The sequence below is a fragment of the Buchnera aphidicola (Pemphigus obesinymphae) genome (genome assembly GCF_026122815.1).
GTDB lineage: Bacteria > Pseudomonadota > Gammaproteobacteria > Enterobacterales > Enterobacteriaceae > Buchnera_C > Buchnera_C aphidicola_BJ.
This window is the reverse complement of the sequence record NZ_JAIWQW010000010.1, coordinates 1-24,709: the sequence shown is the minus strand read 5'-3', so window position 1 is coordinate 24,709 and position 24,709 is coordinate 1. Positions and strand designations below refer to the sequence as shown.

The window sequence follows — 24,709 nt, the reverse complement described above, 5'->3', positions numbered from 1 at the left end:
TATTTATATTTATATTTATATTTATATTTATATTTATATTTATATTTATATTTATATTTATATTTATATTTATATTTATATTTATATTTATATTTATATTTATATTTATATTTATATTTATATTTATATTTATTAAGTAATCAATAACCATTAATTAATAAAATATAAATATAAATAAATAAAAAACTTGAAATTAAAAAAAAAATAAGATAGAATATTATTGATAAAAGTAAATTTATTAAATAATGTAGAAAATTCCATAATTGATAAACATTAAAAAAATATAAAAATACTCAGAAATATTTATCTTCTATATCTTTATATATAAGAGATTTTTAATAATGCAATTTACCATTACAATAATTGGAAGATTAAACGTAGGAAAATCAACTTTATTCAACAAATTAACAAAAACTAAAGATGCACTGACAAATTATTTTCCTGGATTAACCAGAGATAGAAAATACGGTTATATCAACACAGAAAAAGAAAAAATATTACTTGTTGATACAGCTGGCATTGTTTCAAATCCCAAAAATATAGAAATAAAAATATTCAAGCAAACATTAACTGCTATAAAAGAAGCTAATCTAATTTTATTTGTTGTAAATAATCAAGATGGTTTAATGGAAGAAGATAAAGGAATAGCAAGAAAGATACGTATATATCAGAAAAAGACAATTATTGTTGTAAATAAATCAGAAAATTTAAACAAAAATTTAGCGAATATTGAATTTTATTCTTTAGGATTTAAAGAAGTACATTCGATTTCAGCAATTTATGGAAATGGCATCAGTTCTTTAATAAACAAACGTATTATTCCTTTTATCCATCAATATCATTTGTCTATTGGAAAATATAAAAGAGAATTGTTAATAAATAATAAAGAAAACATAGAAAAATACAAAGAAAAAAATAATATAAAGATAGCTGTTTTAGGTAAACCAAATGTAGGTAAATCTACACTAATTAATACATTTCTGAAAGAAGAAAGATTAATTACAGATTCTCAACCAGGTACTACTAGAGATTCAATTTGGATCCCAATCAAAAATTCAAAAAAAAATTTTATCTTTATTGATACAGCTGGTGTAAAGAAAAAAAATAAAAAAGATGACTTAATTGATAAAATCATCAAAAAAGATACTTTTAAAAATATTATATGTGCACATATAATATTAATTATTATTGATGCTATAGAAAATATAACAGACCAAGATATATCCTTATGTAATACTGTTCTTAAAACAGGAAAAGCTATAATAATAGTTGTTAATAAGTGTGATTTATTAAAAAAAAAAATAAAACAAGAAATAAAAAAAAATATCAATTACAAATTAAGATTTTTAAAATTTACTAAAATTCATTATATTTCTGCAATCCAATCTAAGGGAATTAAAAAATTATATCAATCTATATACATAACATATAGATCAACAAAATATGATTTTAATACGTCTCAATTAACAAAAATTATGCAAAATGCAATAAAAAAACAAGAACCACCAATAGTTAAAGGAAGCAGAATTAAATTAAAATATGCTCATCCTGGAGGTCATAATCCACCAACTATAGTTATACATGGAAAAAAAACGAAATATTTAAATCAATCTTACAAAAGATATTTAAAAAATCATTTTCAAAGTAATTTAGAATTAATAGGATCATCAATAAACTTATATTTTAAAGATAATATTAATCCTTATAAAATTAAAAATTAATCTAACAATGTTTTTTAAATTATTTTTACTTTTATAACTGTAACATTGTTAGATTAATCAAAAAAATTATCATCCATTTTCCATATTATTGTATGGTATCTCTATTTCTATATCTTCATTACCTAATTTCGCTTGACAACTTAATCTACTTTCTAATTCTAATCCCCACGCTTTATCTAAAATATCTTCTTCTTTGTCTTCACAAAAAGATAGAGACAAAAAACCTTTCCTAACAATACAATGACATGTCGTACATACGCAAGATCTTTCACATACATGATTAATTTTAATATTATTTCGTAACGCTACATCTAAAATAGTTTCACCTGTATTTCCATGAAATATACCACCTTTCGGTAATAAAAATTTATGTGGTAAAAAAGTAATTTTAGGCATATCTAAAAACCTTTTAATGATAAAATAAATGTGTATTTTTAGATAATTTTAAAATATATATCTAAAAATTAAAATACGATTATTTTAAATACGAAAAAATGTTTATTATATAAATACAAAATATTATTCTTGCAATTTTTCCAAACTATTTTTTAAATTTCTAAAAAAAAACAATTTATTTACTATACCTGCTGCTTTTACCCAACATTTTACTTCGAATGCTTTTATCATTTCACGTTCATATTTTTTTTGAATTTTATTAACACGTGTTAGCAAATGATTAAAATGGTCTAAATTGAAAAGATTTTTTTTAAATCTATCTATTTCTTCATAGAAATTAAATTGTTCAATTAAAAAATCCTTTTCGTATATTGATTTATTTTCACTAATCACATTAAATCCATTTAAATATAAAAGATGTTTTGCACGGGTTAAAGGATCTTTTAAAGTTCTATATCCTTTATTAACAATGGTGGAATTATTTAACACATTTTTTTTTATTGATTTAGAACAATTATTAAATAAATCTGGATGATACTTACGTTGCAATTGATAAAATTTTTTAGATAATAAAGTTACTTCAATATCAAATTTTTCAGGCAAATCGAATAACTTAAAATAATTCATATACAACTCAATTTTTTTATTAACAAATGTATATTTTATAAAATTATTATATATATTCTAAATTCTAAAAATAAAAAATTTATTTATATGATAAAAATAACAATCTACGATTTAATCGTGCTGAGCGTTATCTATCTCCCAGCACATAAATATTAAAAAATTATTTTTTTTTACTATTATAATCAGCAATAGCAGCCTTGATTGCATCTTCAGCTAAAACAGAACAATGTATTTTAACAGGTGGTAATTCCAATTCTTCAGCTATTTTCGTATTTTTAATATTTTTAGCTTCTTGTAAAGATTTTCCTTTAATCCATTCTGTAATTAAAGAACTAGAAGCAATAGCAGACCCACAGCCATATGTTTTGAAACAAGCATCTTTAATTATTCCATTATCAACTCTTATTTGTAATTTCATCACATCTCCACAAGCAGGTGCTCCTACTAAACCTACACCAATGTTAGAATCCGAATCAGGAAAAGAACCTACATTGCGGGGATTTTCATAGTGATCCATTACTTTTTTGCTATAAGTCATATTTTACCTTTAATACACGATTAATTTATAAATTAGTTAATTATGTTTCCATTCTACAGTATCTAAATCAATTCCAGATAGAAACATTTCCCATAGTGGAGAAAGATCTCGTAATTTTTTAATTGATTTCCTAATTAATAAAATTGCATAATTTATTTCTTCAACAGTTGTGAAATGACTAAATGAAAATCTAATAGAGCTATGAGCTAATTCATCTTTTAATCCTAAAGATTTTAATACATAAGAAGCTTCTAAACTAGCAGATGTACAAGCTGAACCAGAAGAAACTGCTAAATCTTTTAAAGCCATAATTAAAGATTCACCTTCAACATAATTAAAACTCACATTTAAAATATAAGGTGATCCATATTGCAAATCAGAATTTAAATATACTTCTTCTATATCCTTTATACCATTCCAGAATAAATTTCTTAATTTAATAACATATAAAAAATTAACAAACATATTCTCTTTTGCTATTCTGCAAGCTTCACCCATACCCACAATCTGATGTACGGGTAATGTTCCTGATCTCATACCCCGTTCATGTCCTCCTCCATGAATTTGCGATGATAAACGAACACGAGGTTTACGACGTATATATAAACCACCAATCCCTTTTGGACCATATAATTTATGAGCTGAAAAAGACATTAAATCTATACCTAATTTTTTAACATCAATAGGTATTTTCCCAAAACTTTGAGTGGCATCAACATGAAATAATATTTTATGTAACTGACATATTTTAGCAATTTCACTAATGTCTTGTATTATCCCAATTTCATTATTTACATGCATAATAGAAACAAGGATAGTTTCCTTGTTAATCGCATTTTTAATATCTTCTAAATTGATTAAACCATTTGACATAGGGTTCAGATAAGTGATGCTGTATCCTTTATCTTCAAGATATCTACATGTATCTAAAACAGATTTATGTTCTGTTTTAACAGTAATTATATGATTCCCTTTTTTTCTATAAAAAAAACTACTTCCTTTAATAGCTAAATTATTAGATTCTGTAGCGCCAGAAGTAAAAATAATTTCACGAACATCAGCATTTATTAGTTGAGCTATATGATTCCTGGAAATATCGACGGCTTCCTCTGCTTTCCAACCAAATTGATGAGAACGAGACGCTGAATTACCAAACGTTCCATCTAATGTTAAATATTCCATCATTTTTTTTGCAACTGAAAACTCGACTGGTGTAGTTGCTGCATAATCTAAATAAATAGGAGATTTCATTAATTTTCTACACCTTAATAAATATACTTTTAACGATATTTAAAAATTAAATTCTGAATTCTTAAAATATTTGAATAAATAAAATAAGTAATATTACATAAAATAAAAAATTGTTTCTAATATACTTATTTATAATTATCTTTAATTTATATTAAAATATATTTTTATTAAAAATAAATATATATTTTTTATTCCAAATAATGTTTATAAATATATTATTTAATTGCAAAAACAATAATCGCAATTATAATTTTGACAGTTTCATTTATAACAGTCAATATTAATTTAATTAATAAAATTAAAACTTATTAATAGTAAAGTTATTATACGTATTAATATATATTAATATTAAATTTTATGTTAAAAATTAATTTTTCAATTAAATTAATTAAGTTAAATAGTATGGAATCAAATATTCATGGACTTTAATTTTTATCAGTGTTAAAATTGATATTCAACATATCAAATTATAGGGGTGTAGTTCAATTTGGTAGAGCATCGGTCTCCAAAACCGAATGTTGGGGGTTCAAGTCCCTCCACCCCTGAAAATATACTATATAATAAATCATACTTTTTAACTCAATTTAAAACATTTTTTTAAAAAAATTAAATATAAAATTTATTTAACAAGTTAACATCAAAATTTAATCTTATTAAAATTTCACTAATGAATTATGTATTTGATATTTTCTATTTTTTAATAATATTTAATATTTTTAAAAATATTAAAGTTTATTAAATTAATATTAAGAATGATGTTTTTTTAATATAGAGTAATCTACTGATGCCAAAATACCGTTCTAGTATCACCACTCATGGACGAAATATGTCAGGAGCAAGAGCCTTATGGAAAGCCACAGGAATGACAGATGCAGATTTTAACAAACCTATTATAGCAATTGTGAATTCATTTACAGAATTTGTTCCTGGTCATATACATCTTCGTGAATTAGGAAAGATAGTAGCTAAGGAAATTGGAATATCAGGAGGAGTATCTAAAGAATTTAATACTATTGCTATAGATGATGGAATCGCAATGGGTCATTCTGGAATGTTGTATTCTTTACCTTCACGAGAATTAATAGCAGATTCTGTAGAGTACATGATTAACGCTCATTGCGCAGATGCTATGGTATGCATTTCTAATTGTGACAAAATTACACCAGGTATGTTAATGGCTGCGTTGAGATTAAATATTCCATCTATATTTGTATCAGGTGGACCAATGGAATCTGGAAAAACTATTATTAATCAAGAAAACAAAAAATTAGATTTAGTAGATGCAATGATGTATAGTGCTAATCCTACAATTTCTGAAGAAATCGTAAAAAAAATAGAAAATTCTGCTTGTCCTACATGTGGATCTTGTTCTGGTTTATTTACAGCAAACTCTATGAATTGTTTAACTGAAGCTATGGGTTTAGCTTTACCAGGTAATGGAACACTATTAGCCACACACATTGATCGTAAAAAATTATTTTTGAAAGCAGGAAAATTGATAGTTGAATTAACTAAACGTTATTATAAAAAAAATGATTTAAGTGCGTTACCTCGCAATATTGCTAATAAAAAAGCATTTCATAATGCAATGACATTAGATATTTCCATGGGAGGTTCAACAAACACAATATTACATTTATTGGCTGCAGCACAAGAAGGAAACATTGATTTCGATATTAAGGATATCGATTTACTTTCTAGAAAAACTCCTCATATTTGCAAAATAGCTCCAAGTTCCTCTTTATATCATATGGAAGATTTACATAGAGCAGGAGGTGTCATGGGAATTTTAGGTGAATTAAATCGTGCCAATCTTATTCATTCAGAAATAAAAAATGTATTAAATTTGACTTTAGAAGAGACATTGAAAAAATATGATGTAATGTCTACTAAAAGTAAAAGAGTGCTTAAAATGTTTAAAGCTGCACCAATGGGTATTAAAACACAAATTCCTTTTTCACAAAATTCCAGATGGAACAGTATAGATAACAATCGTCAAACTGGATGTATAAGATCTTATCAAAACGCTTATAGTAAAGACGGTGGATTAGCAATATTATATGGGAATATAGCAAAAGATGGTTGTATTGTAAAAACAGCAGGAGTTAATAAAGATAATCTTGTTTTTCAAGGTTTTGCAAAAGTATATGAAAGCCAAGAAGAAGCTATAGAAGCTATTTTAAATAAGAAAGTTATAGCAGGAAATATTGTTGTTATTAGATACGAAGGACCTAAAGGTGGTCCAGGAATGCAAGAAATGCTTTATCCAACTACATACTTAAAATCTATGAATTTAGATAAATCTTGTGCTTTAATTACTGACGGAAGATTTTCTGGTGGCACAGCAGGTTTATCTATAGGTCATATTGCACCAGAAGCAGCAAATAAAGGATTAATAGCATTAGTTAAAAATGGAGATCTTATATCTATCGATATTCCGAATCGAAGTATTGAATTACATATCACAACGGAAGAATTATATGTTCGTACTAATAAAGAAATATCACGAGGACAACACGCATATACTCCTAAATCAAGGATTCGTCCCATTTCTTGTGCATTACGAACATATGCTTATTTTGCTACCAGTGCTGACAAAGGAGCTGTTCGTAATAAAAAAAAATTTCTTATTAAATAAATTAAAATAAATAAAATATAATAATATACAAAAATCAAATTATATTAAAACTATATTATGATCTTATAAAATATTATTTTAATAATGATTTTTTATGTCATATTTTAGATATTTTTTGTTTAAACAATTAATAAATTCTTTTTAATTTAATATTGATACATAAAAATTTCAACTAAAATTTAAAATTTGGATTTAAAATTATGACAAATTATTTCAATAAACTAAATTTCCGTGAAAAATTGATACAATTAAGAAAATGCAGATTTATGAAAAAAAAAGAATTTCATAATGGTATTGAATTATTAAAAAATAAAAATATTGTTATTATTGGTTGTGGAGCACAAGGTTTAAACCAAGGTTTAAATATGCGTGATTCCGGATTGACAATATCGTATGCTCTCCGAAAAAAATCTATTTTGGCAAAAAATGATTCATGGAACAGAGCTACAAAAAATAATTTTATAGTTGGTACTTATGAAGATTTAATTCCACAAGCTGATTTAATAATTAATTTAACACCTGATAAACAACATTCTATCGTAATTAAAAAACTAAATAAATTGATGAAAAAAAGAGCAACATTAGGCTACTCCCATGGATTTAATATTGTTGAAGTAGGTGAAAAAATTAGAGAAGATATAACAGTAATCATGGTTGCTCCAAAATGTCCAGGAACGGAAGTGAGAAAAGAATATCAACGTGGATTTGGTGTACCAACATTAATTGCTGTACATTCTGAAAACGATCCAAATAATATGGGAATAGAAATTGCAAAATCTTGGTCTGTAGCAATTGGTAGTCATCGTGCAGGAGTTTTACATTCTTCTTTTTCAGCAGAAGTCAAATCTGATTTAATGGGTGAGCAAACTATTCTGTGTGGTTTACTTCAATCTACTTCAATTGTATATTATGAGACACTTATTTCTCAAGGATATAATTCAAATTATGCAGGAAAAATAATACAAAATGGATGGGAAGTTATTACTGAATCTTTAAAACATGGAGGTATTACGTTGATGTTAGATAGATTATCTAGTGCAGATAAAATTAAGACTTATGAATTATCTATTCAACTAAAAAAAATATTATTACCATTGTTTAAAAAACACATGGATGACATTATTTCAGGTCAATTCTCGTATAAAATGATGCAAGATTGGAAAAATGATGATAAAGATTTGTTATATTGGCGTAATCAAACTAAAAACACAGATTTTGAAAATTCACCGTTATATGAAAAAGATATCAATGAACAAGAATATTTTGAAAATGGTATTTTTATGATTGCAATAATAAAATCAGGTATCGAACTTGCATTTGAAATAATGTTAGAATCAGGTATGATAGCAGAATCTGCATATTACGAATCTTTACATGAATTGCCATTAATTGCAAATACCATATCTAGAAAAAAATTATATGAAATGAATAAAGTGATATCAGATACTGCTGAATATGGCAACTATCTTTTTGCAAAATCGGCGATCCCTTTATTAAGAAATTTTATAAAAAAATTAAAAGATAAAGAATTAAGAAAAAATAATATATTAGATTCAATAAATAATAAGTATTTATATCGAATAAATGAAAATATACAAAACCATCCTATTGAAATCATAGGTAAAAAATTGCGTAATTATATGAAAGATATGAAAAACATTGCGTTAAAAAATAAAAACGCTCAACATTAATTATAATATATATATAAATTTTACATTAAAAATATTAAATGTATTAATATACATTTAATATTGAATTATCAAAAATATTAAATAAAGAACATTTTTATGTGTCTTAATTACAGTCAAAATAAAGCTGTGCAGCTTACTCAAGGTCCTTGTTTAATATTAGCTGGAGCAGGGTCTGGAAAAACTAAAGTAATTGTTAATAAAATAATTTATTTAATTAATCAGTGTGGTTATAAAACTAAAAATATTGTTGCTGTTACATTTACTAATAAAGCAGCGCAAGAAATGAAAAATCGAATTGCAAAATACGTTTGTAAAATAGAATTAGACAAAATTACTATTTCTACTTTTCATGCATTAGGTATGAAGATAATTAGGACTGAAATTACAAAATTAGGAATAAAATCTAATTTTTCATTATTTGACGAACATGATCAAATAATTGTATTAAAAAAAATCAGTAAAAAAGAATTAAATAATAATGTAACTTTATTGAAAAAACTTTCTCTCTTTATTTCTAAATGTAAAAATAAATTATTAAATCCAATACAAGCTTTAAAAATAGTATCATCAAATTTAGAAAAAAAATTTGCAGAATGTTATAAAAAATATGATGATTATCTAAAATTTTGTAATATATTAGATTTTGATGATTTAATTTTCTTACCTACATTGTTGTTAAAAAAAAATAAATCTGTTCGATTACGTTGGCAAAAAAAAATACGTTATTTATTAGTAGATGAATATCAAGATACTAACAATATTCAATATAAATTAATTAAATTATTAAGCGATAATAATTCCAACTTCACTCTAGTAGGTGATGATGACCAATCCATTTATTCTTGGAGAGGAGCACAGCCACAAAATATTTTACGTTTAAAAGAAGATTTTCCTAATTTACAAGTAATAAAAATGGAACATAACTACAGATCATCAAAAAGGATTTTAAAAGCAGCTAATCTTTTAATTGCTAATAATCCACATTTTTTTCAAAAAAAATTGTTTTCTGAATTAGAAAATGGTTCTAAAATAAAAATATTAATAACAGAAAATGAAGAAGAAGAAGCTAAAGAAGTAATTAAAAAAATTATTTTTCATCGTTTATTAAATAATACATTTTATAAAGATTATGCTATCTTATATCGAAGCAATTATCAATCAAGAGTATTTGAAAAAATATTAATTCAAAATAGAGTTCCATATCATATATCATCTAATATTTCCTTTTTATCACGTCCAGAAATAAAAAACTTAATTGCATATTTACGTTTTATTATTAATCCTAATGACGATAATGCCTTTTTAATGATCGTCAATACTCCTCCTCGGAAAATAGGTTCAATTACGTTAAAAAAATTAATTCAATTCGCGAAAGAAAATAAAAAAAGTCTCTTTTGTTCTATTTCTGATATCGAAATAAAAAAAATATTTAAAAAAAATACTTTTAAAAATTTACAAAAATTTACTTTTTGGATAAAAAAAATCATAGACATGATAGACCAAGATTCATTATCTATTCTAGATAAAATCATTATTGATATAAATTATAAAGAATGGTTAAAAAACAATTCAACAGATTTAAAAATAAATAATTTTAAAATTAAAAATGTGGATACATTAGTAAAATGGATTAAACAAATGTTAACAGGAAACGCGATCGAAAAACCACTAAATTTGTTTGAAATAGTAGCAAAATTCATACTTCGTGACATTGTTGATAAAAAAGAAGAAAACACAGATATAAATACAATACGTTTAATGACATTACATGCATCTAAAGGATTAGAATTTCCGTTTGTGTTTATTATCGGTATGGAAGAAGGCATTTTACCTCATCATAGTACTATAATAAGTGACAACATAGATGAAGAACGTCGTTTAGTTTATGTTGGAATTACCAGAGCTAAAAAAGAGTTATTTTTAAGTTACTGTGAAAAAAGATATCAATACGGATCAATATTATACCCAGAACCTAGTCGATTTTTATTTGAATTACCTAAACAAGATATATTATGGGAAAAAAATAATAAAAATCAAAATTATAAAAATAAAAAAAGTAACTCTTATTCTAATATTATGCATTTAAAAAGGATTTTAAAAAATAAAATATAATACATAATATATAAAAATGTTTTTGACAAAAAATTAGCTTTATATTTTAGATAAATAACTTCATTTATCTTAACTGAAAAATATTGAAACTAATTATTAACTTAACGAAATTGGTATTTTATTTTTTAAATTTAAAAAAATATTTGTTATCATTAAAATAATTTAAAAAACTTAAAAGATAATTTCAAATTATATAATTTTTTATTGAAATAATTTTTATTCTTATTTTTATGAAATAAAATTTATAAAAAATGTTGTTTTTTGAATAAATATATTTTTCACTAATATTAAATGTTATATTAATATCTAATCAATATTAAAATATGTAGGAAAATTTAATGAGTGAACAAATTATTATCTTTGACACCACTTTACGAGATGGTGAACAAGCTCTTCAATCTAGTCTCAGTATGAAAAAAAAATTAAAAATTGCTTTATCTTTAGAAGACATGGGAATTGATATTATAGAAGCAGGCTTCCCTATTTCATCTCCTGGTGATTTTAAATCAGTAGAAACTATTTCTAAAGAATTAAAAAATAGCATAATATGTAGTTTAGCTAGATGTGTACAAAAAGATATTGATGTTGCTGCTGAAGCTATGCGGTTCGCAAAAAACTTTCGTATTCATATTTTTTTAGGTACTTCTCCGTTACATATTAAATCTAAATTAAAAAAAAGCTTTTCAGAAATAATAGAAATGGCTATATTTGCTATTAAAAGAGCAAAAAGTTATACAAATGATGTTGAATTTTCTTGTGAAGATGCAGGAAGGACTCCAATAAATCAGTTATGTTATATTGTTGAAAACGTCATAAAAGCGGGAGCAACAACTATCAATATTCCGGATACTGTTGGTTTTACGATTCCTTATGAATTTAGTCAGATTATAAAATCTTTATACAATAAAGTTCCTAATATTGATAAAGTAGTTTTATCTGTTCATTGTCATAACGATTTAGGTATGGCTACAGCTAACTCTATAACAGCAATTCAAGCTGGTGCTCGTCAAATAGAAGGAACTATGAATGGTATGGGAGAAAGAGCAGGTAACACAGCATTAGAAGAAGTTATTACAGCTATAAAACTTAAAAAAAATAATTTGAATTTACATACTAACATTAAACATAAAAAAATATATAGAACCAGTAAATTAATTAGTGAAATTTGTAACACTATTATTCCATCCAATAAAGCTATTGTAGGAACTAATGCTTTTTCTCATTCATCTGGTATTCATCAGGATGGTATATTAAAAAATAGGAAAAATTATGAAATAATTACACCAGAAAGTATTGGTTTAAAACCTATTAAATTAAATTTAACATCACGCTCTGGCAGAGCTGCTGTAAAACATTATATGACAGAAATGGGTTATGATGAAAAGTTATATAATTTAGATATATTATACAATTCTTTCTTAAAACTAGCTGATAGAAAAGGACAAGTGTTTGATTATGAATTAGAATCATTAGCTTTCATGGATCAAAAAGAAGACACTATAGAACATTTTCGTTTAAAAAAATTTAATGTGCAACATCAGTCCACCGGTATTACTATTTCTAGTATAGAATTATATTGTGGGCAAAAAGTAAAAACTGCAAAAGTAAGAACCAAAAAAGGATTAATTAACTCTATATATATAACATTAAATAAAATAACTAATTTTCCTACATGTTTAAAAAATGTTCAATTAATTACTCAAAAAAAACCAATTAATATTGTAATATCGATAAAAGTACAAATTGAATATAAAAAACGTCAATTTTATGGTATCAGTAGCGCAAAAAATATTGTTGAGTCAACTGTCCAAGCTATGCTTCATATATTAAATAACATATGGAGAGCTAATAAAGTGAATATTATATTAAAAAATGTTAAAAAATAAATAAAGAACTAAAAATATAATCGATAATTATAAATGCAATTACTTAATTTACTTTAAAAACTATTTTTATTAAAAAAACGAATTTAAGATAATTAAAAAATCTATTTTTTATAGTGTATAAAATAGAAATTAGAAAATAATTTTACAGAAAAATATGTTCTTTAAAATTGATTTTTAAAATAAACTATAAATAATTAATGGAAATTTAATTGAGATTAATAGAACAATTAATTTAATCTTAGAAATAAAATGATATAATGGGCACTAAATAATAGAATAATGTATTTTTTTGTATTTTAATATTTTTGTTGAATTTTAATTTAATGTATTAAATATTTTTTATATAACATTATTTTTAAAAACGTAAAACTAAAAAATAATTTAATAATTTTCCTTATCGTAAAGAACTGATAGCAAAATATAAATGTATTTATTGAATTGAAATGTAAAAATTTAGAGTTATTTTATTATGAAGAAAATATACAATTTAGCAATTTTACCAGGTGATGGAATAGGCCCGGAAATAATGCGAGAAGGATTTAAAATTTTAAAAGTATTAAAAGAAAAGTACAAATTAAGAATTAATACTACAGAATACGATATAGGAGGTATCGCCATTGATAAATATGGAAAAGCATTACCTAAAGAAACACTTGATGGTTGTAAAAAATCTGATGCTATCTTATTTGGTTCTGTAGGTGGTCCAAAATGGCAATGTCTGCCATCTGATCAACAACCAGAAAGAGCTGCTTTATTACCAATAAGAAAACATTTTAATTTATTTGCTAATCTTAGACCTGCTAAATTATATACTGCATTAAATCATTTATCTCCTTTACGACACGATATTAGTGAAAAAGGATTTGATATTTTATGTGTTCGTGAATTAACAGGAGGTATTTATTTTGGAAAACCAAAAGGTTATATCAAAAATATTATAGATAAAAAAGCATTTGATACCGAAATATATTATGCATCTGAAATTAAACGTATTGCACATGTTGGTTTTAAATTAGCACGAAATCGTAAATGTAAGATTACATCTGTAGATAAAGCAAATGTATTAGAGAGTTCTGTACTATGGAGAGAAACAGTAAATATGATCTCAAAAGAGTATCCTGACGTAAAATTATCTCATTTATATATAGATCACGCCGCTATGCAGATAATTAAAAATCCCGATAAATTTGATGTTATTTTAACCTCTAATCTTTTTGGAGATATTTTATCTGATGAATGTGCCATGATTACAGGTTCTATAGGCATGTTGCCTTCTGCCAGTTTAAATGACAGTAATTTTGGTTTATATGAACCAGCAGGTGGATCAGCTCCAGATATTGCAGGGAAAAATATAGCCAATCCAATAGCACAAATTCTTTCAATAGCTATGTTAGTACGTTATACGATGAAATTACCCATAATATCAGATCAGATAGAATCTGCTGTCATTGATACTTTAAAAAAAGGTTATAGAACTTTAGATATAGCCAATGATAAAGAAAAATGTGAAAGTACTAATGATATAGGTGACATTATTTCTTACATATTAAAAAAGAGAATATAAAATGGGAAAAACTCTATATCATAAATTATATGATTCACATATAGTATATGAGCAAAACAATATAACATCGATTTTATATATTGATTTACATTTAATTCATGAAGTTACTTCCCCTCAAGCATTTAATTCACTTCGTTTAAAAAATAGAAAAGTGAGACAACCTCATAAAACTTTTGCAACAATGGATCATAATGTACCTACCCATAATCGAGATATTAAAAACTCTGAACATATGGCTAAAATACAAATGGAAGAATTATCTAAAAATTGTAAAGACTTCAATATTAAATTATATGATATTAATCATCCTCATCAAGGTATAGTGCATGTTTTAGGTCCTGAGAAAGGAATGACGTTACCTGGTATGATAATTGTATGTGGAGATTCTCATACTTCCACTCATGGAGCTTTTGGTGCTTTAGCTTTTGGAATCGGAACTTCAGAAGTAGAACACGTTTTTGCAACACAAACATTGCAACAAAATCGTTTAAAGACGATGAACATTGAAGTTACTGGTAACATTAATTCTATGGTTTTTGCAAAAGATATTATTTTATCAATAATAAGAAAACTTAGTTGTTCTGGAGGAATAGGTTATGTAATAGAATTTTCTGGTAGTGTCATTTCAAAATTAAGTATGGAATCCCGAATGACTATATGTAATATGTCTATTGAAATGGGCGCAAAATCAGGATTAATAGCACCTGACATAAAAACATATGATTATTTAAAAAATAAACTTTATAGCCCAAAAAATAAATATTGGAATAATGCAATAAATTACTGGAATACTTTAAAATCAGATTGTAATGCTTTTTTTGATAAAAAAGTTTCTATAAATATATCTGATTTAGCACCTCAAATTACATGGGGTACAAAACCAGATCAAGTAGTATCTATAGATGAACCAATTCCGAATATAGATTCATATAGAAATGTTTCTCAACAAGAATCAGCTAAAAAATCTTTATTATATATGGGTTTAAAACCAGGTGAATACTTAAATAATCTTGCTATTGATAAAGTATTTATTGGTTCGTGTACTAATTCAAGAATTGAAGATTTAAGAGCAGCTGCAAACATTGTTAAAAATAAACATGTTTCTAAAAATGTACATGCTATAGTCGTACCGGGGTCAGGAATGGTAAAATTGCAAGCTGAAGAAGAAGGATTGGATAAAATATTCATTGATGCAGGTTTTGAATGGCGTTTACCTGGTTGTTCCATGTGTTTAGGAATGAACTTAGACCGTTTAAAACCTAAAGAACGCTGTGCCTCTACTAGTAATAGAAATTTTGAGGGAAGACAAGGCAGAGATGGAAGAACACATTTAGTTAGTCCTGCGATGGCTGCTGCTGCTGCTATTTTTGGTCATTTTGTAGACATTAGAAAAATTTAAAATAGGAAAAAAATGACATTATTAAATCAATATACTGGTATTGTAATACCAATCAATATATCTAACATAGATACTGATGTAATTATTCCTAAACAATTTTTAAAAAAAATTAACAAAAAAGGATTTGGTAAATATCTATTTTACAACTGGCGTTTTAATGATAATGAAGGTAAAAATATAAATAAAAATTTTATATTAAATGATTTCCGTTATAAAAAATCATCTATTTTATTAACTGGAGATAATTTTGGATGTGGTTCTTCACGAGAACATGCAGTATGGGCTTTAATGGATTATGGTTTTAAAGTCATTATTGCTTCTAGTTTCGGTGATATATTTTATAATAATTGTTTAAACAATCATTTGATACCAATTATTTTATCTGAAAATAAAATTAATGCTTTGTTCGATATAACATCAAATTACAAAAATGTAAGTTTCACAATAGATTTGCAAAACAACACAATTTTAGCAAAAAATTATTCTTATCATTTTAAAATTGACGCATTACATAAATTTTGTATTATGCATCAATTAGATAAAATCGATTTAACAATAAAAAATGAAGAAAAAATAACCAAATATGAAAAGAAAATATTTGATTTTTTTATAAAAAAATAATTTTTATCAAATAAAAATATAATATAAATTAATATTTTAAAAAAATACTATATACTATAATAGTATAAAATACTAAAAAATTGGGGAAAAAATGGATAATACAAAAATTGTCAATTTTAACGACGAAAATTTTGAAAAAAATATATTACAAGAAAAAAAATTTATATTAGTTGATTTTTGGGCAGAATGGTGCAATCCATGTAAAATGTTAGCTCCTATTTTGGAAGAAATAGCTGCTGAGTATCAAGATCAGTTAATAGTAGCTAAAATAAACATTGATAAAAATCCCGATACAGCTCCTAAATATTCTATTAGAGGAATTCCTGCTTTATTATTATTTAAAAATGGAACATTAATAAAAACTAAAATAGGTGCACTTTCTAAGATACAATTACAAACATTTTTAAACAAATATTTGATATAATTTTATATAGAATAGCGGTTTTTTAAAATTTATACAGAACCGCTAGACTTTTTAAAAAAAATATGATAATATGAAATATATTTATGTTAAAAAATTTAATTGTTTAACAACTTAATATAAAAAAGATGGATAGTATAACCATATCAATTATAAACCTCATTTAGATATTTACCGCAAGTTTATTAAGAACCCACCATTATGAATCTTACCGAACTTAAAAATATGCCGGTTTCTGAATTAATTACTCTTGGCGAAAATATAGGGTTGGAAAATTTAGCACGTATGCGTAAGCAAGATATTATTTTTTCTATTTTAAAGCAACATGCTAAAAGTGGAGAAGATATTTTTGGAAATGGAGTTTTAGAAATATTGCAGGATGGTTTTGGTTTTTTACGTTCAGCTGATAGTTCTTATCTAGCAGGTCCTGATGACATATATGTTTCTCCTAGTCAAATTCGTAGATTTAATCTACGAACAGGCGATACTATTTCTGGTAAAATCCGACCTCCTAAAGAAGGAGAACGATATTTCGCTCTTCTTAAAGTAAATGAAGTAAATTATGATAAACCCGAAAATGCTAGGAGCAAAATTTTATTTGAAAATTTAACACCATTACACGCTAATTCTCGTTTAAGAATGGAAAGAGGAAATGGTTCGACTGAAGATTTAACAGCTCGTGTTTTAGATTTAGCATCTCCTATTGGAAGAGGACAACGAGGTTTGATAGTAGCTCCTCCTAAAGCTGGAAAAACAATGTTGTTACAAAATATTGCTCAAAGTATAGCTTATAATCATCCAGATTGTGTTTTAATGGTATTACTAATTGATGAACGTCCCGAAGAAGTAACAGAAATGCAAAGATTGGTTAAAGGAGAAGTTGTTGCTTCTACTTTTGATGAACCTGCTTCTAGACATGTTCAAGTAGCTGAAATGGTGATTGAAAAAGCAAAAAGATTGGTAGAACATAAAAAAGATGTAATTATACTGTTAGATTCTATTACCCGATTAGCCAGAGCTTATAACACTGTAGTACCTGCGTCCGGGAAAGTACTTACAGGTGGTGTCGATGCCAATGCATTACATCGACCTAAGCGTTTCTTTGGTGCTGCTCGTAACGTAGAAGAAGGAGGTAGTTTAACTATTATTGCGACTGCTTTGGTAGACACCGGTTCTAAAATGGATGAAGTAATATACGAAGAATTTAAAGGTACAGGTAATATGGAATTACTTTTATCAAGGAAAATTTCAGAAAAAAGAGTTTTTCCAGCTATTGATTATAATCGTTCCGGAACTAGAAAAGAAGAATTATTGACTTTACCTGAAGAACTTCAAAAAATGTGGATTTTAAGAAAGATCATACATCCAATGGGTGAAATTGATGCTATGGAATTCTTAATTAATAAATTGGCAATGACTAAAACTAATGATGAATTTTTTAATATGATGAAAAGATCTTAGTATTGTTACTATTATTAATGGTATTTCAACATTTTAAATTTATTTTTAATAAGGTATGGATTCATTAATATTTATTTTATTTTTTTATAAAAAAGCTGGACATTGTCTCTTAATAAATTTATTATTTGAATTAATAGTAAATTTAATTTTGCGTCCGTAGCTCAATTGGATAGAGTTCTGCCCTCCGAAGGCAGAGGTTTCAGGTTCAAATCCTGTCGGACGCAAAATATTTAAATTAATATCAATTTATATAATCATTTTGGTGGTTATAGCTCAGTTGGTAGAGTACTGGATTGTGATTCCAGTGGTCATGGGTTCAAATCCCATTAACCACCCCAATTAGTGTAAATTTCGGCGAGTAGCGCAGTTTGGTAGCGCAACTGGTTTGGGACCAGTGGGTCGGAGGTTCAAATCCTCTCTCGCCGATAATTTTTTTTTGTATAAAGTATAAATTAATAAATAAAAAATTTATTAAATAACATTATTTTATTAAAGTATTGAATATTTTTTCGTTGCTAATATCATGAATTATTTTAATATTATTCCATCCTAGTTGGAATGCTAGATTAGCTAATCTATTACTTACAACAATTATTTTACAATTTAAAATCCATTTATTCTTTTCAGATATCAAAATAATTTTATAAAATTGTTTTAAAATTAAGCCGCTGGTAATTACTAACGTTTTTATATTATTTTCTTTTAATTTTTTACCTATCTTAACATGATCAATTTTGTTAAAAATAATTTCATAACATTCTATTTTGTTAACTTTAACACCATAATTTATAAGTCTTTCTTGTAATAAAGTTCTTCCATATTTATTTTGTAAAATAATAGCTGATTTGTTTCTTATTTCTTTTATGTTCAATAAACTTATTAATTTTTCAGTATTATATTTTTTTTCAGGATATACTATATTATGACCACTATATTTATGTAATATAGATCCAGTTTTAGGTCCAATAGCATAATATTTTACAAAAGATGGCCATGTTATGTTGTTTTTATTTAGATAAACGTTAGCATAATAAATGGCTTGTTTAGAAAGACTAAAAATCATATCTTTATTTTTTAGTTTATTAATTTTATTTAATAATTTTTTTAATTCAACTCCTGGACGGAATTTAATTAAAGACAAAAAATATGATTTAATCCCAACAGCATGAAGCATAGAAACTAATTTTTTACCGTCTGGTAAAGGACGAGTAATTAATATTGTCATGTTATTTTATTTTTTATCAAAAAAAATATTTTTTAATATTTTTAAAGCACCTTTATTCAATAATTCAATAGCCAGTTCATTACCCATATTCTCTCCAAAATTTGGTTTACCTATTCTTTCTCCTGATAGAGATATTTTCCCATCAGGGGAACACACTAAACCTCTTAACCATAATTTATTTTTACTTAAAATAGCATAACTAGCAATTGGAATTTGGCAACCAGCGTTCATTTTTTTACAAAAAGCTCTTTCTGCTTTTGTGGTAAATTCAGTGTTTTTATCTTTTATTTTTTTTAAAAGTAAAGAGATATTATTGTCATTTAATCTATATTGGACACCAATGGCGCCTTGACCACAAGAAGGAAGAGACAACTCTGCTGGTATAATTTGACTAATGCGATTTCTTAATCCTAATCTTTTTAATCCTTCTGTAGCTAAAATAATAGCTGTATACTGACCTTCATCTAATTTTTTTAAACGAGTGTTGATGTTTCCTCGTATTGGATGAACAATTAAATCAGGACGATATCTAATCAATTGTGCTTTTCTTCTAGGACTGGAAGTACCTATTATTGCTTGTTCAGGTAATTCATCAATGGATTGGTAATTGTTGGAAACTAATGCATCTAAAGCATTTCCTCTACTACAAATGCTAGATAAACATAATTCTGGTGGAATTATATTGGGTATATCTTTCATAGAATGTACAGCTATATCTGCCCTATTTTCTAATAAAGCCAATTCTAATTCTTTAATAAAAAGGCCCTTTCCACCAATCTTTGATAAAGATCGGTGTAAAATTATATCACCACGTGTAACAATTGGTATTAGTGTAATAATTAAATGAGGATAAAAATATAATAAAATTTTCTTTATAAAATTACTTTGTAACAGAGCTAAAGGACTTTTCCTAGTGGCAATTCTTAATATTTTTTTTAGCATTTTTTTATTTTTTAGAAAAATAGTTATATTTTTTAGTAATAATATTATATGCTATCAAAATTTTCATTTATATATAAATATAGTTGTTTAAATTTTTATAAATGTACTGATTGTGAGTTAATATATAATTAATCAATAGAATTATTAAAAAATAATCAGTATTATTTATCATAAAAACATAAATTTATTATAAATAATTTTTATTTTATTTTAAATTGTATCAATTCTTTGCTTTCTGTTATACAAGCTTGAGTCAATATATCCCAAAAATTTTTTTTAGATTTATTACATATCCATTTTTTTTCTTTATATTCAAAATGATATCCATTTTTTTTTGTTGCCAACCAAATTTGTCTTAATGATTCTTGTCGATTGATAATAATTTTACTTTTATTGTCAAAAATTATCGTCATAGTATAGTATTGTATTTCACAATCTATATCAGCATTACCAAGATGATTATCTAATGTATCTTGTATTGTGAACATTAATTTATCCGTTATTTTGTGGAATTCAATAATATTAATTTTTCCTCCTTGTTTTTTGTAATGATATATTTTTTGATTTATTGTGTTATAGATATACAATATCTTTATATTTAAAATACAAAATTTATAAAAAGTGTTCATTGGAAATAGAATAATTGAAAAATAAATTTAAGTAAAGGATGAAATAATATTAAATATGATAAAAAAAAATAAGATATTTTTTTCTAAAATGCATGGTTTAGGGAATGATTTTATGGTAATAGATAATATTACTCAAAAAATGGTAAATTTTACACCTGCATTAATTCGTAATTTATCTAATCGAAATTTAGGAATAGGTTTTGATCAATTATTATTAATTAATCAATCCAATGACCCTACTATTGATTTTTATTATCGTATTTTTAATGCTGATGGAAGTGAAGTAGAACAATGTGGAAATGGTGTTAGATGTTTTGCTTATTTTGTGTATTTAAAAGGTTTGACAAAGAAAAAAAAAATATCTGTTAGAACTAAAAAAACACATATGATATTAGAAATATTAGAAAATAACCAAATAAAAGTCAATATGGGAGAACCTGTATTTGATCTTGCGTTAATCCCATGTCAATGGACAGTGCAAAAAAAATTTTATACTATAAAAATATTTGATAAAAATTTGCCGTTTGGAATAGTATCTATGGGAAATCCTCACTGTGTAACTATTGTTAAAAATTTATCTGCTTACGAAGTAGAATCAATAGGTTCATCGGTATCTAATAACGTTATTTTCCCTAATAAAATTAACGTTGGTTTTATGGAAATAATTAATAGTGATAATATTAATCTTAGAGTATACGAAAGAGGAGTTGGAGAAACAAAAGCATGTGGTAGCGGAGCATGTGCAGCTGTGGCAATTGGGATTTATAATAAATTATTATCTGAACAAGTAAAAGTATCTTTATCTGGGGGTAATTTATATATTACTTGGAAAGGTTCAGGTAATAATATGTATATGATAGGATCTGCGACACATGTTTATGATGGATATATTTTTTTGTAATAACTTTTACTAAGCATTGAAAGTTTCAATTTTATCTCAATTTTTTAATAAAAAACTATGTATTTTATATATATGTTTATAAAATTAATAAATGTATATAAAAGAAAATACAGTAATATTTATAGATTTTTAAAAATTTTAATATTATTTGTTATAATAAAATATTTTAATTTATATTTATCAATAATTTATATTAGAGAATATATTATGTTTTGTTTCCTTCCTATGAGGATTCTTAAGAAGAAAATTCTTTCGTATGTAAAAAAAAAGTATTTAAATTTAAAATCAGGAACATATATTCAAAGAAATAAAATACCATTTAAATTAAATAGATCCATTGTAAAACAAGAAAAAGTATACATAAAAAAAGGAACTAAAAAATTCAAAGAAGTCATTTTAGCATTTTTTTCAGCAGGTTTATCTACATTTGCTATTCTATATTGTGTACAACCTATTTTACCTTTATTTTCTGAAAAATTTCATTTAAGTCCAGCTCAAAGTAGTTTATCTTTATCTTCAGCAACTAGTATGATGGCAATTGGTATGCTTTTTACAGGACCTTTATCAGATTTTTTAGGTCGTAAAAAAATTATGTCTATTTCTTTATTTCTGGCTGCTTTTTGTACCATATTTTGCTCAACTATGCATAGTTGGGAAGCTATTATTATTATGAGAGCTTTAACTGGATTAGCTTTAAGTGGAGTAGTGGCTGTTGCTATGACGTATTTAAGTGAAGAAATAGATCCAATTTTTTTAGCTTTTTCTATGGGTTTATACATCAGCGGAAATACTATAGGAGGATGTTTAGGTAGATTTTTGACTAGTATTTTGGCTACTTATTTTTCTTGGGAAATTGCATTAAGAGTAATAGGAATTAGTGCTTTAATTACTGCCGGTCTGTTTTTATATCTTTTGCCGAATTCAAAAAATTTTAATAGTGCTCCTTTGAATACAAGAAAATTATTTTTTGATTTTTTATTGCAATGTAAAGATCCAGCGTTATCAAAATTGTTTTTTATAGGTTTTATTATTATGGGTAGTTTTGTTACTTTATTTAATTATGTTGGATATCGATTAATGTTGTCTCCTTTTTATATTAATCAAACTATTATTGGCTTTTTATCTTTATTTTATTTGATAGGCGTATACAGTTCACCACAAGCAGGTATTCTAACTGAGAAATATAATAAAGGAGTTGTATTGATTAGTGCTTTATTATTAATGATATCAGGTTTATTTATAACACAGTCTAATCATTTATGTTTTATTTTTATGGGTTTGATATTATTCGCAGCAGGTTTCTTCGCAGCACATTCTGTAGCAAGTAGTTGGATAGGACATCATACCACTGTTAGTAAAGCACAAACATCATCTTTATATTTATTTTTTTATTATTTAGGATCCAGTATTGTTGGTACTTGTGGAGGTTTTTTTTGGTTTTCTGGTGGATGGACCAGTATTTCTTTATTTATTTTTAGTATTTTAATTTTAGGAATCTTTTTAGCTATACGATTAGAACGCATAGAAAAAAATAATCATTGATATATATTTTGAATTTAATTCATACACAATGTGTTTTGCGTAAAATTTTTTTTAATATATAAAATAATGGTAATAATAAAAATTTTATTTTATTTATTTTTAAAAAAATATTTTTAAATTAATTTAATTTTTATGTAATATTATTAAGAATTTTACTTATTTAAAAATGTAATTTTATTTATTTTTTGAATAAAATTATGAATCTACATGTAATTTTTTGATTTGTTAAGCAGTAATTAATATCTTTAATTTATTCATAATTAAAATTAATTTTAGTTAACATCATGTTTATAATATAGTAAATAATTAAATTGTTCTTGTTAATATTATTTAATTTTTAATATTAACAAGAAAAAATATGAAATTCGTGTTATTTTTTATGAGTAAAATTTTACATATATTTTATACGTATATGTAAATTATAATTTTAGAAAATTAAAGATGTTTTTTTTGCTTTCAAGTAAAAATAACATTATGAAAATAAAATAATCATATGATTCATTTTTTATTAAGGGATATATATAGCACATTTTTATTTTAATTTGAAAGTGAAAAATAAATATTGGTAGAAAATGTTTTTAATTTGATTTTTATTTAAGAAAGTATCATACAGAAATCAATATTTATTTTTAGAGATTTAATTTTTTAATAAAAAATATATGTTTTTTTATATTATCAAAAATAAACTACATTATTATAATGGAGAATAGATATCAAAACGATGTTTTTTTGATATAATACTAAATGTAGATTTTATTCCTGACAAATAATTGGCGTGACGTGGTCTTTTTACAATTACACGTTTCTTAGAAAATTTTCTAGATAATTTTAATAATTTCTCTGAATCTGGATCTGTTCCAATTAATGATCTTAAAAAATACATATCTTTTTTAACTATATTTTTTTTTAAAACAGGATACATTGGATCTAGATATATAATATCTGGTTTTAATTTTAATATTTTTATTGTGTTAAAACTAGAACCATAAATTAAGCTCATTTTCTTTTTAAGTAACATATTAATTGTATGATTTTTATAATTTCTTTGTAAAGCATCATTTAATAAAGCAGCGACAATTGGATTACGTTCTATCATACAAACTTGACAACCTAAAGCAGCCAATATGAAAGCATCTTTACCTAA

The 24,709-nt window shown here is 24.8% G+C and carries 20 protein-coding genes and 4 tRNA genes; 16 read left to right on the top strand and 8 right to left on the bottom strand.

Annotated elements, in window-relative coordinates; genetic code table 11:
* Positions 1 to 341: 341 nt before the first annotated feature.
* Positions 342 to 1,721: a ribosome biogenesis GTPase Der gene (der, locus tag LDP10_RS02205; RefSeq protein ID WP_265197108.1), complete on the top strand. Its 1,380-nt coding sequence runs from the start codon at positions 342 to 344 to the stop codon at positions 1,719 to 1,721.
* A gap of 69 nt (positions 1,722 to 1,790) precedes the next feature.
* On the opposite strand, the gene fdx is transcribed toward der, so the two are convergent.
* From fdx to LDP10_RS02185, 4 genes are all read right to left on the bottom strand, one after another.
* Positions 1,791 to 2,117, bottom strand: a complete 327-nt coding sequence (gene fdx, locus LDP10_RS02200) for an ISC system 2Fe-2S type ferredoxin (protein WP_265197107.1) — start codon at positions 2,115 to 2,117, stop codon at positions 1,791 to 1,793.
* 123 nt (positions 2,118 to 2,240) lie between these two features.
* Positions 2,241 to 2,744: a Fe-S protein assembly co-chaperone HscB gene (hscB, locus tag LDP10_RS02195; protein ID WP_265197106.1), complete on the bottom strand. Its 504-nt coding sequence runs from the start codon at positions 2,742 to 2,744 to the stop codon at positions 2,241 to 2,243.
* A gap of 160 nt (positions 2,745 to 2,904) precedes the next feature.
* Positions 2,905 to 3,282 carry a Fe-S cluster assembly scaffold IscU gene (gene iscU, locus LDP10_RS02190; protein WP_265197105.1) on the bottom strand — a complete coding sequence of 126 codons (378 nt, stop codon included), beginning with the start codon at positions 3,280 to 3,282 and terminating at the stop codon, positions 2,905 to 2,907.
* 36 nt (positions 3,283 to 3,318) lie between these two features.
* Positions 3,319 to 4,533, bottom strand: coding sequence for an IscS subfamily cysteine desulfurase (locus tag LDP10_RS02185; protein ID WP_265197104.1), 1,215 nt, complete (start codon positions 4,531 to 4,533; stop codon positions 3,319 to 3,321).
* Between the two features lie 471 nt (positions 4,534 to 5,004).
* Between LDP10_RS02185 and LDP10_RS02180 the strand changes: the two genes are divergently transcribed.
* The 13 genes from LDP10_RS02180 (at position 5,005) to LDP10_RS02120 (ending at position 18,752) form a co-directional block, all read left to right on the top strand.
* Positions 5,005 to 5,078, top strand: a tRNA-Trp gene (locus tag LDP10_RS02180).
* Positions 5,079 to 5,317: 239 nt separating this feature from the next.
* Complete coding sequence (gene ilvD / locus LDP10_RS02175) at positions 5,318 to 7,171, top strand: dihydroxy-acid dehydratase (RefSeq protein ID WP_265197103.1); 1,854 nt, start codon at positions 5,318 to 5,320, stop codon at positions 7,169 to 7,171.
* Positions 7,172 to 7,371: 200 nt separating this feature from the next.
* Complete coding sequence (gene ilvC / locus LDP10_RS02170; RefSeq protein ID WP_265197101.1) at positions 7,372 to 8,862, top strand: ketol-acid reductoisomerase; 1,491 nt, start codon at positions 7,372 to 7,374, stop codon at positions 8,860 to 8,862.
* A 96-nt stretch (positions 8,863 to 8,958) separates the two neighbouring features.
* Positions 8,959 to 10,974, top strand: coding sequence for a DNA helicase Rep (rep, locus tag LDP10_RS02165; protein WP_265197100.1), 2,016 nt, complete (start codon positions 8,959 to 8,961; stop codon positions 10,972 to 10,974).
* A 338-nt stretch (positions 10,975 to 11,312) separates the two neighbouring features.
* Positions 11,313 to 12,860 carry a 2-isopropylmalate synthase gene (gene leuA, locus LDP10_RS02160; protein WP_265197099.1) on the top strand — a complete coding sequence of 516 codons (1,548 nt, stop codon included), beginning with the start codon at positions 11,313 to 11,315 and terminating at the stop codon, positions 12,858 to 12,860.
* A gap of 469 nt (positions 12,861 to 13,329) precedes the next feature.
* Positions 13,330 to 14,424 carry a 3-isopropylmalate dehydrogenase gene (gene leuB / locus LDP10_RS02155; protein ID WP_265197098.1) on the top strand — a complete coding sequence of 365 codons (1,095 nt, stop codon included), beginning with the start codon at positions 13,330 to 13,332 and terminating at the stop codon, positions 14,422 to 14,424.
* 1 nt (position 14,425) lies between these two features.
* Entirely contained in the window at positions 14,426 to 15,823 is a 1,398-nt protein-coding gene (gene leuC, locus LDP10_RS02150) for a 3-isopropylmalate dehydratase large subunit (protein ID WP_265197097.1), read from the top strand.
* 12 nt (positions 15,824 to 15,835) lie between these two features.
* Positions 15,836 to 16,444, top strand: a complete 609-nt coding sequence (leuD, locus tag LDP10_RS02145; protein WP_265197096.1) for a 3-isopropylmalate dehydratase small subunit — start codon at positions 15,836 to 15,838, stop codon at positions 16,442 to 16,444.
* A gap of 91 nt (positions 16,445 to 16,535) precedes the next feature.
* Positions 16,536 to 16,868 carry a thioredoxin TrxA gene (gene trxA / locus LDP10_RS02140; RefSeq protein ID WP_265197095.1) on the top strand — a complete coding sequence of 111 codons (333 nt, stop codon included), beginning with the start codon at positions 16,536 to 16,538 and terminating at the stop codon, positions 16,866 to 16,868.
* 198 nt (positions 16,869 to 17,066) lie between these two features.
* Positions 17,067 to 18,326 (top strand): transcription termination factor Rho, encoded by a 1,260-nt coding sequence (rho, locus tag LDP10_RS02135; protein ID WP_265197094.1) that lies wholly within the window; start codon positions 17,067 to 17,069, stop codon positions 18,324 to 18,326.
* A gap of 150 nt (positions 18,327 to 18,476) precedes the next feature.
* Positions 18,477 to 18,550, top strand: a tRNA-Arg gene (locus tag LDP10_RS02130).
* A 38-nt stretch (positions 18,551 to 18,588) separates the two neighbouring features.
* Positions 18,589 to 18,664: transfer RNA gene (locus tag LDP10_RS02125), tRNA-His, on the top strand.
* 14 nt (positions 18,665 to 18,678) lie between these two features.
* Positions 18,679 to 18,752 (top strand) — tRNA-Pro (locus LDP10_RS02120).
* Between the two features lie 55 nt (positions 18,753 to 18,807).
* On the opposite strand, the gene LDP10_RS02115 is transcribed toward LDP10_RS02120, so the two are convergent.
* The 3 genes from LDP10_RS02115 to cyaY all read right to left on the bottom strand — a co-directional run bounded on the left by LDP10_RS02115 (position 18,808) and on the right by cyaY (position 21,020).
* On the bottom strand, positions 18,808 to 19,551 hold the full coding sequence (locus LDP10_RS02115; protein ID WP_265197093.1) for a uroporphyrinogen-III synthase: 744 nt from the start codon (positions 19,549 to 19,551) through the stop codon (positions 18,808 to 18,810).
* 6 nt (positions 19,552 to 19,557) lie between these two features.
* Positions 19,558 to 20,493: a hydroxymethylbilane synthase gene (hemC, locus tag LDP10_RS02110; RefSeq protein WP_265197092.1), complete on the bottom strand. Its 936-nt coding sequence runs from the start codon at positions 20,491 to 20,493 to the stop codon at positions 19,558 to 19,560.
* A gap of 200 nt (positions 20,494 to 20,693) precedes the next feature.
* Positions 20,694 to 21,020 (bottom strand): iron donor protein CyaY, encoded by a 327-nt coding sequence (cyaY, locus tag LDP10_RS02105; RefSeq protein WP_265197110.1) that lies wholly within the window; start codon positions 21,018 to 21,020, stop codon positions 20,694 to 20,696.
* A gap of 175 nt (positions 21,021 to 21,195) precedes the next feature.
* Here cyaY and dapF point away from each other — a divergent pair, with 175 nt between their 5' ends.
* Complete coding sequence (dapF, locus tag LDP10_RS02100; RefSeq protein WP_265197109.1) at positions 21,196 to 22,023, top strand: diaminopimelate epimerase; 828 nt, start codon at positions 21,196 to 21,198, stop codon at positions 22,021 to 22,023.
* 207 nt (positions 22,024 to 22,230) lie between these two features.
* Entirely contained in the window at positions 22,231 to 23,565 is a 1,335-nt protein-coding gene (locus LDP10_RS02095) for an MFS transporter (RefSeq protein WP_265197090.1), read from the top strand.
* Between the two features lie 694 nt (positions 23,566 to 24,259).
* Here LDP10_RS02095 and LDP10_RS02090 read toward each other — a convergent pair.
* Positions 24,260 to 24,709: class I SAM-dependent methyltransferase (locus LDP10_RS02090; protein ID WP_265197089.1), on the bottom strand; the 450-nt coding region annotated here is incomplete at its 5' end.